This is a genomic window from Marivirga sericea, assembly GCF_900177665.1.
In the GTDB taxonomy this organism is placed as follows: Bacteria; Bacteroidota; Bacteroidia; order Cytophagales; family Cyclobacteriaceae; genus Marivirga; species Marivirga sericea.
This window is the reverse complement of sequence record NZ_FXAW01000009.1, coordinates 1-17,911: the sequence shown is the minus strand read 5'-3', so window position 1 is coordinate 17,911 and position 17,911 is coordinate 1. Positions and strand designations below refer to the sequence as shown.

Genomic DNA, 17,911 nt, shown 5'->3' with positions numbered 1-17,911 from the left:
TTTGCTAAAAAAATAATTGGAATGAATTGGCAGTATTATGTGTTGGATGGCAGTGGCAGGATGGTTGTTATTTAGAAAAATAATAAATAAGCAGAACTACTTACATCTATTTTATTTCCTGTTACTTAAAAGTTATTTTTGCGTATTCATTTAGAATTATGAAAGAAAATTTCAAGGCAATAAGTTTATCATTTAAAAATGCTCCGATAGAAATTAGGGAGCAGGTCTCTCTTAATGATGAGGCTATTGGTAAGTTATTGAATTATTTCAAAGAGTTTACTTCCGTTTCTGATGTTATGGTGCTCTCCACTTGTAACAGAACAGAGGTGTATTATTCTAATGAAGAAGAGCTTTCTGAAGATATCATAAAATTAATAGGGATCGAAAAGGGGATCCATGATTTTGATTCTTTTAAACCCTATTTTGAAGTCATCAATGAGCACAACCACGCTGTCGAAAGGTTATTCAGAGTTTCGATGGGGCTTGAAGCGCAAGTAGTGGGAGATATTCAAATTTCAAATCAAGTAAAAAGAGCCTATCAACTTTCAGCTGACGTACATTTGGCTGGGCCTTTTTTGCATCGATTGATGCATACGATTTTCTTCACTAACAAAAGAGTGGTGCAAGAAACTCCGTTTAGAGATGGAGCGGCTTCTGTGTCTTATGCTGCAACGGAATTAGTAAAAACTTTGACCGCAGATATCAGAAACCCCAAAGTATTAGTTGTTGGAGTAGGGGAAATAGGTGAAGATGTGTGTAGAAATCTTGTTGGAGAAAATAGATTATCAGTTAAAATCACCAATAGAACCGAAGATAAGGCGAAACAATTAGCTGCTGAATGTGATTTTGGGGTACACCCGTACACTGAATTGTGGGACGGAGTTAATGAGGCAGATGTAATCATCTCCTCTGTGGGCGCTTCTGAGCCAATTTTCACAAAAGATAAAGTTGACGCTCTAGATATTTTAAGCTTTAAATATTTTATTGATTTATCAGTGCCTCGTTCAGTTAGCAATGAGGTAGAAGAAAATCCAGCAGCATTGGTTTTTAACGTTGATAGCGTGAGAAGCAAAGCCGATGAAGCCTTAGAAAAAAGAATTTCTGCAATCTCTCAAGTAGAGCAAATCATAGAAGAATCAATAGAAGAGTTCAATGACTGGTCAAAAGAAATGGCTGTTTCTCCTACGATCAATAATTTAAAAAATGCATTGGAGCAAATAAGACAAGAGGAACTGGCTCGCTACTTGAAAGAAATAGAAAGTGACGACCGCCAGTTAGTTGATAAAGTGACGAAAAGTATGATGCAAAAGATATTGAAATTGCCTGTTCTGCAGTTAAAAGCCGCTTGTAAAAGGGGCGAAGAAGAAACCTTGATAGGTGTTTTAAATGATTTATTTAATCTTGAAAAAGATACTATCAAAAAGTAAATCGATAATGCTTGTAGGATAAATGCTTATCCTCTATTTTTGCCAATAAATTTTAAAGAGAAAGATATGTTTTACGATATACCGGTAACAGAAGGAGCCAATACGTTTTTTTGGATATTAGTCACTTTAGTTGGGCTAGTTAATGCAATAGCATTCATTGATAAGAGAAATACCGATAAAGAAGAGTCGGAATCGTAATATTTCTGAAGTTGAAAAGTTATAATAGTATGAAAAAGATATCCATAATTTTCATACTTTTTTTATGCATATCAATAAGCTTTGAAGCTAAGAGTCAGTCCTTTGTTGGTCTTAGAGGAGGAATTAATATCCCCTCTGTAAATTACACTAATTTTGTTCGTGGCCCTATAGTCACGGGTTTTAGGAATGAGTTTTTCATAGCTCCCAGTTTTGGTGTTTCTTACCGAAATATGCAAAGTGAGAAGATTGGGGTTCAGATAGATCTGAATTATTCCACTAAGGGTTGGGGCCAACTAACTCTACTGGAAACAAATACTTTTATCACTAGAATTAATTACTTAGAATTGCCCTTTTATTTACATTGGCAATTAATCGGGAAAAAGAAATTAAAATTCTTTGTCGATGCTGGGGTATATGTAGCATGGGCATTAAGTGCTGAACAAGAGATTGCAAATGATGTTGATCTAGTTGAAAATCAAATTATTTATTCTGTAGAGAAGGATAATCGTGGTGATTTTGGTATTTATGCCGGTGCCGGAGTTTCCTATGACTTTTCGATTTTCATTCTTCAACTAGACGGCAATTTTAAGTCTGGATTTGCCAATATCCTTCCAGTAAATCCTTTCATAAAGGAGAATCCTCCAATTTCAACCAATCAAGTCCCATCCGTACAACTTAGCGTATTATTTCCTATTTCAAAGGATTAGAAATTATAGAAATCTGAAATTTATAATTTCCCTGATTTCATCTTTTCAAAACAAAATCAGTACTATTTCAGTGTAAGAAGTAATGGCATTAAATGATCATAATATGAAAAGACTTTTGTTTATATTCTTCAGTATAGTTTTTTCCCATTCACTTTTGGCTCAGCAAAAGCCAGTGGAAATCTTTTATGAGAAATCGGAGGAGGGTTTTGTTTTCTTTGGGAGAAATATTGAACAAGTTCCCTACATGGTGCAGATTAATTTTAAGAATCTGCAGAATCTTAGCAGTGACTCCGGTGATAAAACCTTTATAAGGACTGTGCAGCCCAATGCGTCTAAACAAAAATTATTGGAGATAAAGAAGCAAAGTGAAGAAAAAGGAACTTCATTTGATTTTAACTTTCTGTATACAATTGGGGATCCATCACTAAAAGTTGATAGCGATTTCCCTTATTTGTTGCCTTATAAACATGGCAAACGAGTTAGGGTTGGACAAGGTAATAACGGATCCGGTACTCATAGAGGAATTAATGCCATAGATTTTAATCTTGAAATTGGGGATAGTATATATGCAGCAAGAGACGGTGTAGTGATAGAAGTTAAAGAAGATTCAGATACTAGTGGGAATGCTCCAAAATATGAGCCATATGGTAATTTTATTAAGGTTTATCATGAAGATGGGACTTTAGGAAGTTATGTCCATTTGGTGAAAAAGGGAAGTTTGGTGAAGAAAGGAGACCGAATTAGAAAAGGTGAATTGATAGGAATAAGTGGAAATACAGGCTATAGTTCAGGTCCACATTTGCATTTTATGGTAGCGCAGAATAGAGATTTTCAAAATTTCACTTTGCCCATCAAATTTTTAAATTATGAAAACAAGCTTTTTATTCCGCTTGAATCCAAGGGCTATTATGCTTATCATCCTGGAAAACCTGATTTTAAAGTGGAAGATAAATTTCAAGAATCAGAATTTGAAGGTAAAATAGAACCCTCTAGCCTTAATAATAAGATTGAATTTGATTCAAAAGAATACGGTGATTATATATTGATTTATGTTGATAATGGAATGAAAACTGAAATGAGCGGAGTGTTGAAACTGCAATTAAAGAATCTTATCAGTACCAAAAAATTACCCTATAAGTTTAGCGTGCCTGCTAAAACTAGGATGTATTTATTGGCATTAAGCCCAGATGATAATGGCGCATCTTTTGGCTACCAACTTTCAGGAGAATTCAAGTAGATTTTTATGATGTAAAGCTCAACTCCACTAACTAATTAACGTATGTAGCAACATGGAAAAAGCAAAATTATTATATTTTTATGATCCCTTGTGCGGATGGTGTTTTGGATTCAGTCCCGTAATTAAAAAGCTAGAGAAAGAATTTCAAAAACAAATAAATTTTGAAGCCATTAGCGGTGGAATGGTGCTGGGAGAAAGAGTGAAGCCTTTAAGCGAGATGAAAGACTATCTAAAGGAAGCTATGCCCCGTTTGGAGGAAATGACTGGGGTAAAGTTTGGTAAGCCTTATTTGGATATCTTGGAGGAAGGTAGTTTAATGTTGAATTCGGAATTACCGTGTGTAGCTATGACGGTTTACAAATCGATGACCAATAACTCTAGTATTGAGTTTGCGTCCGCTTTGCAATCGACTTTATACGAGAAAGGCATTAACCTTAATGAAATTGAAAATTACGAGGAGTTGGCCAACCGTTTCGATTTGCCTTGGGAAGTTTTCAAAAGTAAGATGGAAGAGCCTGCATACAAAGAAAAAACCTATAGGGAGTTTCAAATAGGTCAACAAATGGGGATCGGAGGTTTTCCTTCTGTAGTGCTAAGTATTGGAAACCAAGGGTATTTAATTGCACGAGGTTACAGAGCAGAGGATGAAATGAAAGCTGTGATTGAGGAGATTTTAGCTAAAGAGTCGGCAACTTCAAAATAAAGCAATTCTACTCGAGTATATGCTCTTTTTGGTTTTACGCCAAGAATATAGGGCGTTGGGCAATTCAAGGCTCCAAACTTCCAATTTCCCATATATTTTCTTAAATGTAGCCATTTTTAACTTTAGCACTATCTGCCCAATGACCTATATTTAGTGTTAGCGAGATTTTTTATAGTTCAAGATTAGAGATGTATTCTAAATATTTGATTGATTCCCAGGTAATAGCTTCTCTTCCTCCAACTATAAAGAGTGAAGTATCTTTTGAAAACACACTTAACTTATAATGGCGGCCATAATTTATAGATGAAGGGATTATCGACCAATCATCCGTTACTGGATCGTAAACTGTTATATCTGTGGTTGCTGGTGAATCCTTACCAGCGGTTTCAGAACCACCAATAAACATCATCCTTTCTTTGTAATACACAGCTTCTTGATTATAAATCATGTAGGCGCTTGCAGATTCAATTTTTTTCCATGTATCATTAATTGGTTTATAGGAGTACATTATGCCTGCACTCCACAGGTAAAACATGTCATCAACTCGAACAGATCTCGGTCGTTGCAAATCAGACGGGATTGTATCTTCCGAATAAGTTTCTGAAACAGGGTCGAAGATGTACATCTTTGTAGGGTTATCAGGTTCTGATGGGATGTAACCACCCATGATATAGATTTGCCCAGCATAAGATTCAGATGTCGCCCAATAAAGACCTTCAACTGGGAAATCAGTTGTGTATGACCAAATATCTGACGCTATATCATAATACTGAACTTTGCTAGACATTTGATTGCCAAAAAGATAGATTTTATCATTAATTAACTCACTAGTTACACCCGCCTGTTCCTCAATTAAATCCGTGGTTTTGTGCCATTTATTAGTCTTTAGGTCATAATATTCTCCACTCCTAGGAGCATTAGAAGCGCCTCCAAGTACGAATATTTTATTACAAGACATTTCGAAAGCAGCGTCAAATCTCCTTACATTCATTGGTTCTAATTTAATCCACTGGTCTGTAGCTGGAAGGTTTGATGAACAGCTATCATCTCGAGAGAGATCATCATCGATACAAGCTGATAAGACAAGGAGGACGGGAAGACACTTTAGAAGTTTATTAATGATCTTAAACATTAATTGAGTAGCAAATTCTCTCTAACGCCTATATAAAACCCGTTTGCTATACTAGGCTATGAAATATTGAAAGTAGTAATTTATGCTTTCTCCGCAAACCAACCCCGTTTATTAATTGCAAAAAATTAAAATAACTATGTGCCTTAAATGCTATGAGCAATATCCTTGCTGGCTAGCTATGAAAAGCAAGCATAAATTACGGGATATTTAGCAGTCAATTTGCTACAAGGTGGTGAGCAAATGGGTTTTTATACAATGTTGTAAATCGTTTCTATTTGGTGTCCTTCTTTAGCCTTTTAGGATTCATTCTGGTATCGAAAAAGGTAACAATTTTTACTGATTTGCTATCATATTTATAGTACATGGTAGTCTGCTTCGATATTACAAATCTGTGAAGGCCTTTTACCGAATCAGATTTAGGTGCACTATCTGGGTATTTTGAAATTTGAGCAAATACGGTGTCGAGCTTGCCAATAAAAGCCTTTTTCACCTTCAGAGACCATTCCAATTCAAGATAGTGAAGCAGTTTTTCTAACTTGTCAGATGCTCGTTTCGAGAGTAATATTTCTCTCATTACCGATGTCTTGCTATAAAGTCATCGTAGTTAACCACTTCTCCCTTTTCAAGCTCTTCTATTCCCTTTAGAATATCCTCTTTCTCATTCTCCGGGAGAGTTGTCCAAAAGTCCGAATCGGGTTGTTTTACAAACAGATTCTTAATTGATTCAAGAATAGTTGGATTATCTGTTTCAAGAATCATTTTCATTATCCTGAGTTTTTCGGCTTGAATGTTCATGCTCTTTCTATTTGTACAAAGATAATAAAATAAACGCAGTCGTAAATGAACAGTTTTAATGGATTGATTTTAATAGTACCAATTGATGATTTAGGACCGAATGATTTACAACGGCCTTGTATATGAAAAGTAGCGGACTTTTATGCACTTACTTTTCGGTTTATTATTGGCTTTAAATTTATAAAATTCATTGTCGTTTAAGCACTTAAATCACTATTTTTTATATACGGTCTTGTCAACAGTTATTTTTCCACCGTTTTAAATTCTGGTCTTTTTATTTCCGCAAAACATTCTGGATTTGGTTTGATAGTCGGACTGTTAAAAAAATCATTCGCTGCTTGCATTGCACATTGATTGCTCCAATTAGTAGTAGGGCCATGTTTCCAACCTTTAAAAACCAAATGGAAGCTATTCGTCAGCTTGTTAGCCATTGATTCAGCCCATTTCACAGGCGTTTCATTGTCATATTCTCCACTTATCAATAAAACAGGAATATTACTTTTAATGGGTTCATTTTCAATGTCTGCAACTTTTTGTACGCCCCAAATCTCACAAATTTCCTTTTCAAATACTGCTGGCGATAATCCTTTTGTTTGTGGATATTTGATTGATTCAGATTTGATGATTTCTTGAGAGTTGAAAGGATATTCTTCAGCGCACCATACAGATAAACGCATTCCTATGCCTATACCCTTTCCAGGTTCTTGGAAAAGATAGGACAGTTGTTCTTCAACTGATGTCAAGTCGTTATTTAATAGTCTGTCAATCTCAAAAGGAATATTAGGTACCTCACCAGTGTTCGCAGAACTAAAAACTGAAATCAAATCTTCACCTTTTAAATAGAACGTTTCGATTTTTCCATTTTTTGGATTCTCTATTTCTACTTGTAGTGGATGTATAGTTTTTTCTTCCAAATACTTAAAAAAACGGTTTTTAATATTTGGAAAGGATGAATTGCACTTTTCATCATTTTCACAATCCGAAAGCAACTTTGTAATAGTTTCTAAAAGATTTTTCACGCTCTCTTCATCATAGTTTACTTCTAATGGTAGTGGTGAATCCATTACAACACTTCTGATTTTATCGGGATAATCTCTTATTAAAACCTGCCCTATTTTAGTGCTGTAAGACATTGTAAGCAAGTTATATTTTTCAATTTTCAACACATTTATCAAGTCATTAATATCGGCTGCAATTTGATTTGTTGTGTAATAGTTTAGGTCAATTCCTTTTCTGCGCAATTGTTCATTGCACGCTTTGGCTGCTTTTTGAAAAAGACTATCAGTTTTGGTAGTATCAAAATTTGAAAGATCAGATTGATAAACCGCTTTTGACCATTCGGGGCAATCTAAACTTGGTTTTGCGTATTGAGTGCCCCTTTGCTCAAATAAAATGAAATCTCTATCATCTAGATACTTGTAGTATTCCATATATTGTGATGCACGCATAGAAGTATAACCAGGACCACCAACTGTATAGATAATTGGATCTTTTTTTGGATTCTCACTTCTGCTTCTGAATATATAAACTGGTATGTGTATAGTGCTACTTTTCGGATTTCGCCTATTCTCCAAAACTTCCAAATATCCAAATGTATAGTTTTGTTTTGCAGAAATTTCGTGTGTTGTCTCTTTGGATTCTTTGAAAGTTGGTAGAAAATCAGACTTATTTATGCTGTTTTGTGCACAAGAAGTAATGCTGAAAAATAAGTATAGTATAGTGACTAACTTCATAATCTTATTTAGTTTCTTTTGTTGCTTTCCAAACAGCTAAAAAGTCTTTGTCAACTGAATGCGTTGAGCCATACAAAAAACCATCTTTATAGTAGAAAGATGTATTATAAATACCTGAATTGTCGCCCGAAACCAAAGCTCCATAAATAATTCCTGATTGTGTGTTTATTCTACCTTCACGAATCTTTACTTCGTCTCTGTAAAAATAGCCTTCAAGTGAATTATCACCAACATTTGTAATAATCATTTTGGCAAAGTTATAATCAGAATCGTTTTCTGGACTTAAATCTATTTTCCAGCTACCTTTAAGTAATGTGATGTCCATTGTTGCTGATTCTGAAATATTCTCGGATGGTATTTTTAAATTAGCATTTAAGTTGCTTGAAAAAACAAGTAAGAAGGAGGAGGTGATAAATAAGATAGTTTTCATTTGTAAATTTTTAAATTATTAATATTCACAAAGAAACTGTGTTTTAAATTGTAATGCATTCGCATTTGTTAAGAAATCAAGTTTTTTTTATTCTACTCAAACTTTGTTCTGAAACTCCTAAATAGGAAGCAATATACTTTTGTGGCACTTTTTGAAATAGGTCGGGATTTTTATTAATTAAACTATTGAATCGCTGTTTTAAATCAAGTATTTGCATATCTGATAATTTTTCAACGGTTGCGAGGTATGCTTTTTCTGCAATTATTCTACCCAATTTTTCTAATTGATGATGCTTTTTGTAAAGATTAAGAAGGTCTTTCTTATTGAATTCATAAAAAATTGTATCCGTAAGTGTTTCAATATAGATTTGACTAGGATTTTCCTTTAGAAAACTTTCAAAATCCGTAGCAAACCAATTGGGAAAATAAAAATGGTGTGTGAAGTCTTTACCATCAATAATTTTGTAGCCACGTAAAATTCCTTTTTCAAGGAATAAAATCTTGTTAGTGGCTCTATTTTGATTGAATAATAGTTGATTTTTTTTTACCTCTTTTCTTTTTGATGAATTTAGAAATAGTTCATAAATGTCATCCGACAAGTCAATGTTTGATTGAATTATTTCTTTCATTTTGTTGTGTGGCACAATGTTTTGTTTTAATTGCTTACAGCAATTAGCTAAATAAACCCAAAGGTTTATTTAGCTAGATTATTATTTTTAGCAGCCTAATGGATTTTTAATTAGAGTAAAGATTAAAGAAGTGTTCTGTGTCCTTTATGTCTTCTAACCCTAAGATCCAACAAACCTCTGAAAGGTCCGAAAAGTCCAATCCGCCTGCAGCTATAGCCTTATTATAATAACGGTCCTCTTTTCCATTATATCTGTTTGATAAATCAATAGCTAATTGCCATACATCAATCAAGTGGGGATTTTTAATCTTCTCTCTCCACATAGTATATTCAGGAGATCTAAATCCGGGCGTTCCATTGCCAACCCCATTACCATCAGGTATTTTTTGATAATCAATATTTTTCTTCACGAAATCCAAGCTAACGGCTGAGGTAACTTCTTCATTCCAATCACTATGTTGTACTATGTGAATCCTGTTTGATATATTCATGCTTGGTAAATCAGCTTGAATAGCCTGTATTAATTTGGCGGAAAAATCAGATTGACCAGCGTCTGCAACCCAAATATCACCTTGATTTTCAAGGGTTGCTTTTGCAATTTTTTTAACTTGTGTAACAGCTTGATCAAAATTTGCATGTGCGTCTGTCCAGTTGTCTCCAAATGCAAGCTTAAATAATTCATTTGGGGGGACATATAAACCGTCCTGAGTGCCATAAGTACCAGCAACTGCATGATAATTTATTCCCGAATATTTGCTATCAGTCAATAGTGTTATTAAAGCAGCTACTGATTGAAGGTCATCTACATCAGTTTTACAGTCAAAGTGGGCTAATAATAAATCTTTATCTATATCAAAGGGTCTGGATTTTTGAGCTCTCGAGTCTTGGGCAGTACTAGTGAAAGAAATGAAAATCGAACTTATTGCGATTAAGATTATTGTTTTTGATTTCATAGGATGTAGGTTTTAAATATTCCTTTCACTTTAAATAAAGTTACTGGTTTTCTTAATCTGTGCAAATTGTTGCGAACCTTAATCGTAAAAGGCGTTTTTTAAAGACGGCTTTTACAAATTGTTGTAAGTTCGTTTTTTTGCGTTTATAATAGTGTGTATTTCAGAAATGGTGTTTGGCTTTTTATATTCCTTTTCAATAAAGTCGATAACCGTCATGTGATTTAATTCTAGTTCCTGTTTTATTCTTTTGAGTTCATGATAATAAAAATAAACTCTATCTCCTGAACTACCAGATATAAATCCTGATTTTTCGTAATCTCCAGCAACAAAACTTAAATAGAAAATTCCTTCTGCTGTCAATAAATTACTGCAATCAAAAATCAGTTCTGAGCAATCGAATTTTGACAGATATGGAATGGTAAATCCACAAATGATACTTCAAACTTATTATTGATTGTTTTGAGCTTCTTGCAGTCCAAAATCTGAACCTCAACCTCTGGCTTATTACTTTTAGCCAAATCAATCATATTCTCCGAAAGATCAGTTGCCAAGATCTTTAGTTTGGGATTTAAGTCTAGAAAATAGCAGGTGATATTACCTGGTCCGCAACCAATTTCCAGTACGGAAGCATCTGCTCTTAATAGTATGTTACAAAAGCTCTTGTATGTGTCGTTATAGAGCTCAAGCGACATAAATCTATCTTCGTATAGCTGAGCAATATTATTCCAAGTTTTGTGTGTTTCTATATATCGGTCTTCCATTTCGTGTTTGTAAAGGCACATGCTTTACAAAAGTTAAAGGTTAGGGTTTACACTATATTTTGGCTCAGCCTAATTGATTTTTGTTTGTCTCTTAAATGCAATCATTTTCAACTTTTGCACTATCTGCCGAATGGCCTATATTTAGTGTTGGGTGTATTTATGTTGTATTCAAAGATTTTAAAAATTCATCCGCTGTCATTACAGGTAGTAAAGACTTTTTAAAATCCTTTCCATTTCTTGTTATTATTATTTCGCAGTCTGATTCTGTTGCACTGAAATATTGTAAAGCATCTTCAAAATCGTTAAAAGACGAATTAAGCCCCTTTTCAATTGTACGTTCGTCTAAAGAACATATTTCGCTGATTATTTTAAATTTCCTTAGTTTTTCTCTCGCAATCTTTGTGCTCTCGAATTTTGCAAGAAAATTGTTTACCGTTTTAAAAGAAATAGGAGAAACAATAATTGTTAATTTTCCTTTTTCTGCTAGAGTTGCAATTTTTGCAATCGGCTCGTAAAAAGGTTTCCGTTCTCCTAAAAAGTCTAAGAGAATATTAGTGTCAATAAAAATCCTTTTGCTCATTTATACTTCTCCATTAGATAATCCGAATAGACTTTTTTGTGATCCAAATCAGAGGGTATTTCAGTTCCAGATGAGATGCTTTTCACAAATGGCGAAATCTCAAATTCTGAGGTGTTATTTTCCGTAGTTAAGGATTGTAAATAGGCTTCAATAAGTCGTGATAAACTCATTTTTTTATTGGAGGCATATTCTTTGGCTTTCTCAATAATCTTTTGATTAAGCTTTAAAGTTAATTTTGTGTCCATAGTCATCTATTTATACGTTCAAATATAAAAAATAAATACGTATAATTTAATTCTGTGATGACTTTTCTTGATGAGGTCAAATTAAACCTAACGACCTGCTAAAATGCGTTTGCTACATTTAACGGACGATGTACTAAATTAGCAAAGCAGAACCATATCTACAATAACTCAGTCCTAAATGGATAGACCTACTTTGTTTTCTCTTTGAGTGAAACTAAACGTTTGGTTTTGTGGGGATTTACCTGTTCAATTTGCTAGAGGCAGTAAGTAAATGCATTTTTAGCTTATGTTGTGGGTATTATTCTTATTCCTCTAATCTGCTTGCTATGTCCATTCGCCCATGAAGAATTCTTATGATTTCGATCCTTTGAAAATCTAACACTCTATAAAATATTATGTGTCTATTGGTTTTAATTCCTAAAAGGCCATCCTTAACTTGAGGATATTGTTTCCCTAGGTTTGGTTTATTTGCAATATCATTACACCTTGAAAGAAGCATTTGATAATAATCGTCTGCTTGACCTTCTGACCTGGTTTCAAAAGTGTAAATCTAAATTCGATTTAGATCTTCTACAGCTTTTCGAGTTAATTGGTATTTAACCATTCGCTTTCTTACTAGCCTTTAATTCCTGCAAATTTTTTATTGGGTCAAAGTCGTGGGCGGTTCCACTATCAAGTCCTTCTTGGATAGCTTTTTTTAGGGCTATAGTTTTATTTTCTTCATTTTCTAGGAGTCTAAGCCCAGCCCTAATAACTTCACTTACATTCTTATAGCGTCCTTCTGAAACTTGTCCATGTACAAATTGGTCGAAATAATTACCGAGAGAGATAGATGTATTTTTGCTCATAACTATAAATGTTTAAACAAAAGTACCAAAAATTGGTAACTACTGCAAATTACCCACAACGTTAAGCATATGGCTTTGTGGCGGTTTTCGAAGTGCCTTCTTGCTTGCCGGCACCATACTTAATTAAATGTACTAAATTTTCCTTAACCACCGTAACCGCCATAAGCTATATGTAGTGGGGCAACTGCCTTTTACAATTCAACTTAGTGCCAAAGAAAGTGATTGGTTATTCAAACGAACTTTATTCAGCAATATAAGCACTATACTTTTTACAGTAAATAGGATCTGACAAAATGCATTGGGCATTTAATCAATTATGGAAAATCTGCTACATCAATTAGGCCGTTTAGGCAAATTTAAGGTATATGTTTTATTACTTGTAGTTGAATAAATTACGCCAATCCTAAGTAAATACTAACAAAGGCAATGGTGTTAAAAAAGCCATGTACCATAATCATAAACCACAAATCATATTTGCGTATGACAAATATTATGGCAAAGAGAGCTCCTGTAGATCCGGCAACAAGTTGTCCTGTAATTCCTTGCTGCATGTGCATATATCCGAAAAAGCTAGAAATTATTAGGATAATAATGACAAGACTTATCGTACTGTCCCCAAAGAATTTGATGAACTGTCGCATAAGGTATCCACGGAAAATAATCTCTTCACCAAAGGCTGCTGTAGCCCACACTATTAATATCCAGGTAATAGTGGTTGGAAGATTTCCTTTCAAGTGGTCCATACTTGAATAATCAATAGGAACTCCTGTGAGCATCTCGATTCCAGGAACTAGGACAATTACATATAAGGAAAACAGTCCAAATGCTAATAAAGGGGCGATAACCAACAAGTTTTTCGCATTGAATTTTTCACGATATAATCCAATTGCTGAAAATAGCTTTCCCTTGTATTCAAAATAATTAGCTGCAATGATTATTAAAGAGATAATTATATTTTCAAAAACGGTTCGAGTAATTGGCCCAAAGTACATGAAACAAATGATGCTAAAGGTAATTAATGGAATTAAGTTCTGTCGTGTAGTGATTTTGTTCATTGTTTATAGATTTTCGATTCTATACAAATTTGAGTCGAAAACCCCTGTTTTCTGAATTTTTATAGTGTTTTGGTACGAAAACGCTTTTTTTAGGTATAAAGATTTTAATGTGAAATCGATTGGTAGGAAAGCTCTGGTTTTAGGTACAAAAAACTATGCAGACAGAAGTTCCTTATTGAAAGTTTTGGAAACGGGAAGGTCCATTTCGGTCAAGTAAATGGTGTTTGAATTTTTCCAAGACTTGAAATGAGAGGGGTTGATAAGGTGTGAGCGGTGCACTTGGATAAGGAAATCAAATTCTTCTTTCAGGTTCTTTAAAGAGTTACGAATGAGTTTGGAATGAAGCGTATTATTTTGGGTGTAAAAAATCTCCACATAGTTCTGTGCATTAGAAACACAGATCAATTCAGACTTTTTTATTTTTAAGATATCTAGTTTGTTATCTCCCTTTATGGTCAGGATATCATCCTTAAGAGGTATTAGTTTGATGAGGTAGTTTCTTGCGATCGCTAGGAAAGTTAAGTTTACAATTGCCGCTTTCATCATGATTTCAGTGTTCCATTGAAGAAAAGTATAGCCTCCAGTAATGAATGGGCTTTTGTAAAGTGCAAAAGTACCTGCCGTGTGAAGGATGTAAAAAAATAAGAGGGTGCTAATTTCCAGGCCAAATGACCACTTCTGCAGTTTATCATAAATTACCTTTTGGATCACAGCTATGAGCGCATATCCTAAGAAAGCGATCAAGTTGAATCCGATGCTGGACCTGATCCAAAAAAAGAACCCTGTAGTGTTATCAGTAAAGGGCCTGACAAAAAACATGAACAGAAAGCCCCAAAGGGCAAAGAGCAGGCCTACAAGTAAGTGATATCTGATGGATGGATTCAGTTTATTCATTTCCACTGATCATTATTTAGAAATTTTATAACCACAAAAGTATTCATTGTAGGAAACTGCTTGATAATATTAGATGATTTCTTTTAGTTAAATGTAGTTTTCAGGTAACCTCCTTTTGATCAGAGGCTATTCTGTAGGTTGTTACCAACGCCTACAAACGCCTACATAAAACTTGTTTGCCTATGTTGGCTATGAAAAGCTAAACTAAGCAATTTATGCGGTTTCCACCAAGGCTCACTGTTGATTAAAGTGATGCTGTCCCAATACAGCGAGTCCAGCGGGTCGGTAAAAACTTGTCCGCCCGATGATGGCAAATAGTTGAGTTGAATGAATAACCTTGAAAGCTAGTTAGCCCTACAATTCTCGGTCCGCCCGTTGATAAAGTTGCCACAAAGTGAAAGCATAAATTGCTGGCTGGTTACTGCTGGGTTTGCTACAAAGTGCTGAGCAAATTGGTTTTATGTGATGTTGTAAAACGTTGTTTATTAATTAAGTAGCTTCTTCATTTCTTTAATTGCATCTGTATAGTCTGACATTTTATGACTTTCTCCAATGTGTATAGGAGAATAATTTAATCGATTTGTCAGATCTTTAAAGGGCATATTTTCTAGACTTCCGAACTCGTGTTTCCACCATTCTAAGTCTGCAATTCTGTGATTTTGGAAGCCTGTAGTTTTACGGTCATTATCAGTTGGTAAGAAAATAAGGTTACCGATGATATTACAAAGTTTATCAAAATCAGTGATTATTCCGTCATACAATAGTTGTCCGTAAAGTGTCTCGCAGAATATATTGTCGATATTCTTTAAATCCTTCGATGTTATGTCAGGAAGTATTACATTATATTGTGTACGAGCATTTGAAATAAGCCAGCACTTTTTTCTGTCGACATAAAATATAGTGGCATTCCATTTTCCAAGCATTCCATGCTCGTAATTATGGTCAGCAACAATTAAACGCTTAACCAGCTTCTCTAGCTTTTTCGATGTGTGAATTGGAGTACTCAAAATGTTTTACAACGCCCATATAAAAACCATTTGTTATATTAGGCTATGAAATACTGAAAGCAGCAATTTATGCGCTTTTAGCAAACCTTCAATGTTAGATAATAATGAAAACGTCCGCATACACGCTGGTAAACTAAATGTAAAGCTGCTTGCCACGAAGTGCAAGCATAAATTGCGGGCAAGCTATGCATAATGTTTGCTACAAGGTGCGGAGCAAATGGGTTTTACACAACGTTATGCTGCGTTTATATTAGCTGGTTGAATGCTATTAAGTTCATCTTGTTTGTCATTACTTTCCTCTTCAATGTCAAAATCATCTTGCAAACCAAGCCAAAATTTCGCTGATGTTCCAAAGTACTTTGCTAATCTTAAAGCGGTGTCAGCTGTAATTTTTCTGCGTCCCCTTATAATTTCACTAATTCGGGTTTGAGGTATAAAAGTATCCTTGGCCAGTCTATATGCTGAAATTTCCATGGGTATTAAGAACTCTTCATTGAGAACTTCTCCTGGATGTATGTTGTCTAATTTTTCCATAATCTCAAATTAATGATAATCCGTAATTTCAATTTCAAAGCAATTTCCATTTTCCCATTTGAAGATTATTCTCCATTGCTTATTTATTCTGATACTGTAGAATTCTTTTAAGTTTCCACCTAATTTTTCCAGCCGATTCGAAGGTGGAGTTCTCAGGTCTTGTAAATCTTGAGAGTTATTAATCATTCTTAATTTTCTTCTGGCAATGTTTTGAATTTCGTTGGGAAGCTTTTTTGATCTTTGACCGTTCCAGATCTTCTCTGTTTCTTTACTTCCAAAAGATTTTATCATGATTACTCTTTGCGTTACTAACGCCAAAGATAACTAATTAGTTTCGTATTAGGAAATGTTGATGAGGCGAGGATTCCAGTGCTGCATAACGTTAAGAATATAGTGCGTTGGGCATTTCAAGGCTCCAAACTACCAATTCCCTATATATTTTCTTAAATGTAATCATTTTCGGCTTTAGCACTATTTGCCCAATGACCTATATTTAGTGTTGTGTGCTTTTACTTTTTTATCTCTCTTAAATCATCTGTTAAATGACTTTCTACAGCTAATCCAAACATTACATTTTCACCATTATCGTTCTCAAAAATAGCTTTATCAGCTCTCCCATTTTCAAACTGCTTATTTATAAAATCTACAAATTCTACCAATGATTTAGAGATGATAAAATGGTCATATTCATCTGTTCCGAAATTTATTACCTGACCATATACTCCCTCGGAATCGGGGTCTAAGTCTAACCCAATAAAGTTTCCATTATTGTCACTAAAAATTGGTATCCACTTTTCATAATACGCTCCTGATTTTATTGTACCTTCAGGAGTAATGTCACCATTCCATTTTGAGTTAAAATTAAATTGATCCTCAATCTCTTTAAGTTTCTTTATTTCAGCCTTGATCTGTGAAAGTGTAAACATTCGCATTCCACACATGACACCTCCATTAAACCAAGATTCTTGCTCCCCATTATTCAATTTATAAAGAGCTTTAAACTCCTCTGGCAATTCCGAACCAATTTGATTTTCAAGTTCTTCAATTTCTTCGTTGGTTGCTGGAGGATTCAATCTTTTGAAATAAACAGGCAACTTATCTTCTAAATATTTCTTATACGTTTTCCAATTTTCTGACATTGAATTGTTGCTTTCATACTCCACTTTATAAGAAGTTAATAATGTAATAGCCAGAATCAAAATTTTTATATTCAACATGGTCTAATCATTTTAGGTGTCTGCCATAATTTTAAATAACGCCCTATAATATTTTTATAAATGAGCATCCTGTAATCCTCATTTTCTTATTCTAATTTCTAAGCTCTACCGTTAGCTTGTGAAGTTAATGGCATAGTAATATAGAGAATTGCACACAACGTCATGCTATCAATCGTTTTGATTGGGAATCTTAGTAATTTGATGACCTTTCATAATGATTCGATAGCTGATGTGTCTGTTGCACAACTCAAAAATAGCTAAAATTTGCTGGCATATGTAGGTGATTTTCAGTATTTTTAAATAAACTCTTGCAAGGAAAAAAGCCCATCAACCTAAGCTGTTTACCACCTTCCAGCTCTCTGATAGAGTGCCTTTGAACAGCTTTTACAGAAGACTTAAGGACATTTTGGACTTGCGTTATCTCTATAAAGAAACACGCAAATACTACGGTCTTTGCGGTCAAAAATCACTTGATCCTGTCGTGTTTTTTAAGCTATGTCTGGTAGGTTACTTAGAAAATATTATCAGCGATCGTAAGTTGATTGATCATTGCAGTATGCGTTTAGATATTCTGTTTTTCCTGGACTATGACATAGATGAGGAACTGCCCTGGCATAGTACGCTAAGCCGGACCAGGCAGTTATTTCCAGAGGAAGTGTTCGAATCAGTATTTGAGCATATTTTCAGCATGTGTGTAGCAAAAGGAATGGTTTCTGGTCATACCCAGGCCATCGACTCTGCTCCAGTTAAGGCCAATGCCAGCATGGATAGTCTTGAATTAAAGGTGCCTGAAGAAGAGTTAGAAGAACACTTGCGTAAAGTACGCTA

Annotated in this window: 25 protein-coding genes; 6 read left to right on the top strand and 19 right to left on the bottom strand. The window is 34.4% G+C overall.

Annotated elements, in window-relative coordinates; all coding sequences use genetic code 11:
* Positions 1–158 precede the first annotated feature (158 nt).
* The 5 genes from hemA to B9Y84_RS17880 all read left to right on the top strand — a co-directional run bounded on the left by hemA (position 159) and on the right by B9Y84_RS17880 (position 4,272).
* Positions 159–1,427, top strand: a complete 1,269-nt coding sequence (gene hemA, locus B9Y84_RS17895) for a glutamyl-tRNA reductase (protein WP_085518772.1) — start codon at positions 159–161, stop codon at positions 1,425–1,427.
* Positions 1,428–1,493: 66 nt separating this feature from the next.
* Positions 1,494–1,625: a hypothetical protein gene (locus tag B9Y84_RS20950; RefSeq protein WP_013455077.1), complete on the top strand. Its 132-nt coding sequence runs from the start codon at positions 1,494–1,496 to the stop codon at positions 1,623–1,625.
* A gap of 29 nt (positions 1,626–1,654) precedes the next feature.
* A complete protein-coding gene (locus tag B9Y84_RS17890; protein WP_085518771.1) occupies positions 1,655–2,332 on the top strand; it encodes a porin family protein in 678 nt (225 codons plus the stop codon).
* 103 nt (positions 2,333–2,435) lie between these two features.
* Positions 2,436–3,569, top strand: a complete 1,134-nt coding sequence (locus tag B9Y84_RS17885; protein WP_176223832.1) for a M23 family metallopeptidase — start codon at positions 2,436–2,438, stop codon at positions 3,567–3,569.
* Between the two features lie 52 nt (positions 3,570–3,621).
* A complete protein-coding gene (locus tag B9Y84_RS17880; protein WP_085518769.1) occupies positions 3,622–4,272 on the top strand; it encodes a DsbA family protein in 651 nt (216 codons plus the stop codon).
* A 169-nt stretch (positions 4,273–4,441) separates the two neighbouring features.
* Here the strand turns inward: B9Y84_RS17880 and B9Y84_RS17875 are convergent, their stop codons facing one another.
* The 19 genes from B9Y84_RS17875 to B9Y84_RS17785 form a co-directional block, all read right to left on the bottom strand.
* Positions 4,442–5,263, bottom strand: a complete 822-nt coding sequence (locus tag B9Y84_RS17875; protein WP_176223831.1) for a Kelch repeat-containing protein — start codon at positions 5,261–5,263, stop codon at positions 4,442–4,444.
* A 412-nt stretch (positions 5,264–5,675) separates the two neighbouring features.
* Positions 5,676–5,978, bottom strand: a complete 303-nt coding sequence (locus B9Y84_RS17870; protein WP_085518767.1) for a type II toxin-antitoxin system RelE/ParE family toxin — start codon at positions 5,976–5,978, stop codon at positions 5,676–5,678.
* Positions 5,978–6,199, bottom strand: coding sequence for a hypothetical protein (locus tag B9Y84_RS17865; RefSeq protein ID WP_085518766.1), 222 nt, complete (start codon positions 6,197–6,199; stop codon positions 5,978–5,980). Before B9Y84_RS17865 ends, B9Y84_RS17870 begins: the two co-directional genes overlap by 1 nt.
* A gap of 242 nt (positions 6,200–6,441) precedes the next feature.
* On the bottom strand, positions 6,442–7,932 hold the full coding sequence (locus B9Y84_RS17860; RefSeq protein ID WP_085518765.1) for an alpha/beta fold hydrolase: 1,491 nt from the start codon (positions 7,930–7,932) through the stop codon (positions 6,442–6,444).
* 4 nt (positions 7,933–7,936) lie between these two features.
* A complete protein-coding gene (locus tag B9Y84_RS17855) occupies positions 7,937–8,362 on the bottom strand; it encodes a hypothetical protein (RefSeq protein WP_085518764.1) in 426 nt (141 codons plus the stop codon).
* A gap of 76 nt (positions 8,363–8,438) precedes the next feature.
* Positions 8,439–8,990, bottom strand: a complete 552-nt coding sequence (locus B9Y84_RS17850) for a Crp/Fnr family transcriptional regulator (protein ID WP_085518763.1) — start codon at positions 8,988–8,990, stop codon at positions 8,439–8,441.
* 106 nt (positions 8,991–9,096) lie between these two features.
* Positions 9,097–9,942 (bottom strand): hypothetical protein, encoded by an 846-nt coding sequence (locus tag B9Y84_RS17845; RefSeq protein ID WP_085518762.1) that lies wholly within the window; start codon positions 9,940–9,942, stop codon positions 9,097–9,099.
* A gap of 111 nt (positions 9,943–10,053) precedes the next feature.
* The gene (locus B9Y84_RS20780; RefSeq protein ID WP_085518761.1) at positions 10,054–10,302 is read right to left on the bottom strand and encodes a hypothetical protein; all 249 of its coding nucleotides are present in this window, start codon (positions 10,300–10,302) and stop codon (positions 10,054–10,056) included.
* 20 nt (positions 10,303–10,322) lie between these two features.
* On the bottom strand, positions 10,323–10,724 hold the full coding sequence (locus tag B9Y84_RS20775; RefSeq protein ID WP_085518760.1) for a class I SAM-dependent methyltransferase: 402 nt from the start codon (positions 10,722–10,724) through the stop codon (positions 10,323–10,325).
* A gap of 136 nt (positions 10,725–10,860) precedes the next feature.
* Complete coding sequence (locus B9Y84_RS17830; RefSeq protein ID WP_085518759.1) at positions 10,861–11,283, bottom strand: type II toxin-antitoxin system VapC family toxin; 423 nt, start codon at positions 11,281–11,283, stop codon at positions 10,861–10,863.
* On the bottom strand, positions 11,280–11,528 hold the full coding sequence (locus tag B9Y84_RS17825; protein WP_085518758.1) for a DUF6364 family protein: 249 nt from the start codon (positions 11,526–11,528) through the stop codon (positions 11,280–11,282). The genes B9Y84_RS17830 and B9Y84_RS17825 overlap by 4 nt, the downstream gene beginning before the upstream one ends.
* 304 nt (positions 11,529–11,832) lie before the next feature.
* Positions 11,833–12,078: a type II toxin-antitoxin system RelE/ParE family toxin gene (locus B9Y84_RS17820; protein ID WP_262494128.1), complete on the bottom strand. Its 246-nt coding sequence runs from the start codon at positions 12,076–12,078 to the stop codon at positions 11,833–11,835.
* Positions 12,079–12,124: 46 nt separating this feature from the next.
* On the bottom strand, positions 12,125–12,376 hold the full coding sequence (locus tag B9Y84_RS17815) for a type II toxin-antitoxin system ParD family antitoxin (RefSeq protein ID WP_085518757.1): 252 nt from the start codon (positions 12,374–12,376) through the stop codon (positions 12,125–12,127).
* A gap of 392 nt (positions 12,377–12,768) precedes the next feature.
* A complete protein-coding gene (locus B9Y84_RS17810; protein WP_085518756.1) occupies positions 12,769–13,431 on the bottom strand; it encodes a CPBP family intramembrane glutamic endopeptidase in 663 nt (220 codons plus the stop codon).
* Between the two features lie 153 nt (positions 13,432–13,584).
* Positions 13,585–14,325: a LytTR family DNA-binding domain-containing protein gene (locus B9Y84_RS17805; RefSeq protein WP_085518755.1), complete on the bottom strand. Its 741-nt coding sequence runs from the start codon at positions 14,323–14,325 to the stop codon at positions 13,585–13,587.
* 485 nt (positions 14,326–14,810) lie between these two features.
* Positions 14,811–15,332 carry a DUF6933 domain-containing protein gene (locus B9Y84_RS17800; RefSeq protein WP_085518754.1) on the bottom strand — a complete coding sequence of 174 codons (522 nt, stop codon included), beginning with the start codon at positions 15,330–15,332 and terminating at the stop codon, positions 14,811–14,813.
* A 234-nt stretch (positions 15,333–15,566) separates the two neighbouring features.
* On the bottom strand, positions 15,567–15,866 hold the full coding sequence (locus B9Y84_RS17795) for a HigA family addiction module antitoxin (protein WP_085518753.1): 300 nt from the start codon (positions 15,864–15,866) through the stop codon (positions 15,567–15,569).
* Between the two features lie 9 nt (positions 15,867–15,875).
* A complete protein-coding gene (locus B9Y84_RS17790; RefSeq protein ID WP_085518752.1) occupies positions 15,876–16,157 on the bottom strand; it encodes a type II toxin-antitoxin system RelE/ParE family toxin in 282 nt (93 codons plus the stop codon).
* Positions 16,158–16,375: 218 nt separating this feature from the next.
* Complete coding sequence (locus B9Y84_RS17785) at positions 16,376–17,083, bottom strand: SMI1/KNR4 family protein (RefSeq protein WP_085518751.1); 708 nt, start codon at positions 17,081–17,083, stop codon at positions 16,376–16,378.
* Positions 17,084–17,420: 337 nt separating this feature from the next.
* Here B9Y84_RS17785 and B9Y84_RS17780 point away from each other — a divergent pair.
* A partial coding sequence (locus B9Y84_RS17780; RefSeq protein ID WP_139828096.1) for a transposase occupies positions 17,421–17,911 on the top strand: 491 nt, incomplete at its 3' end.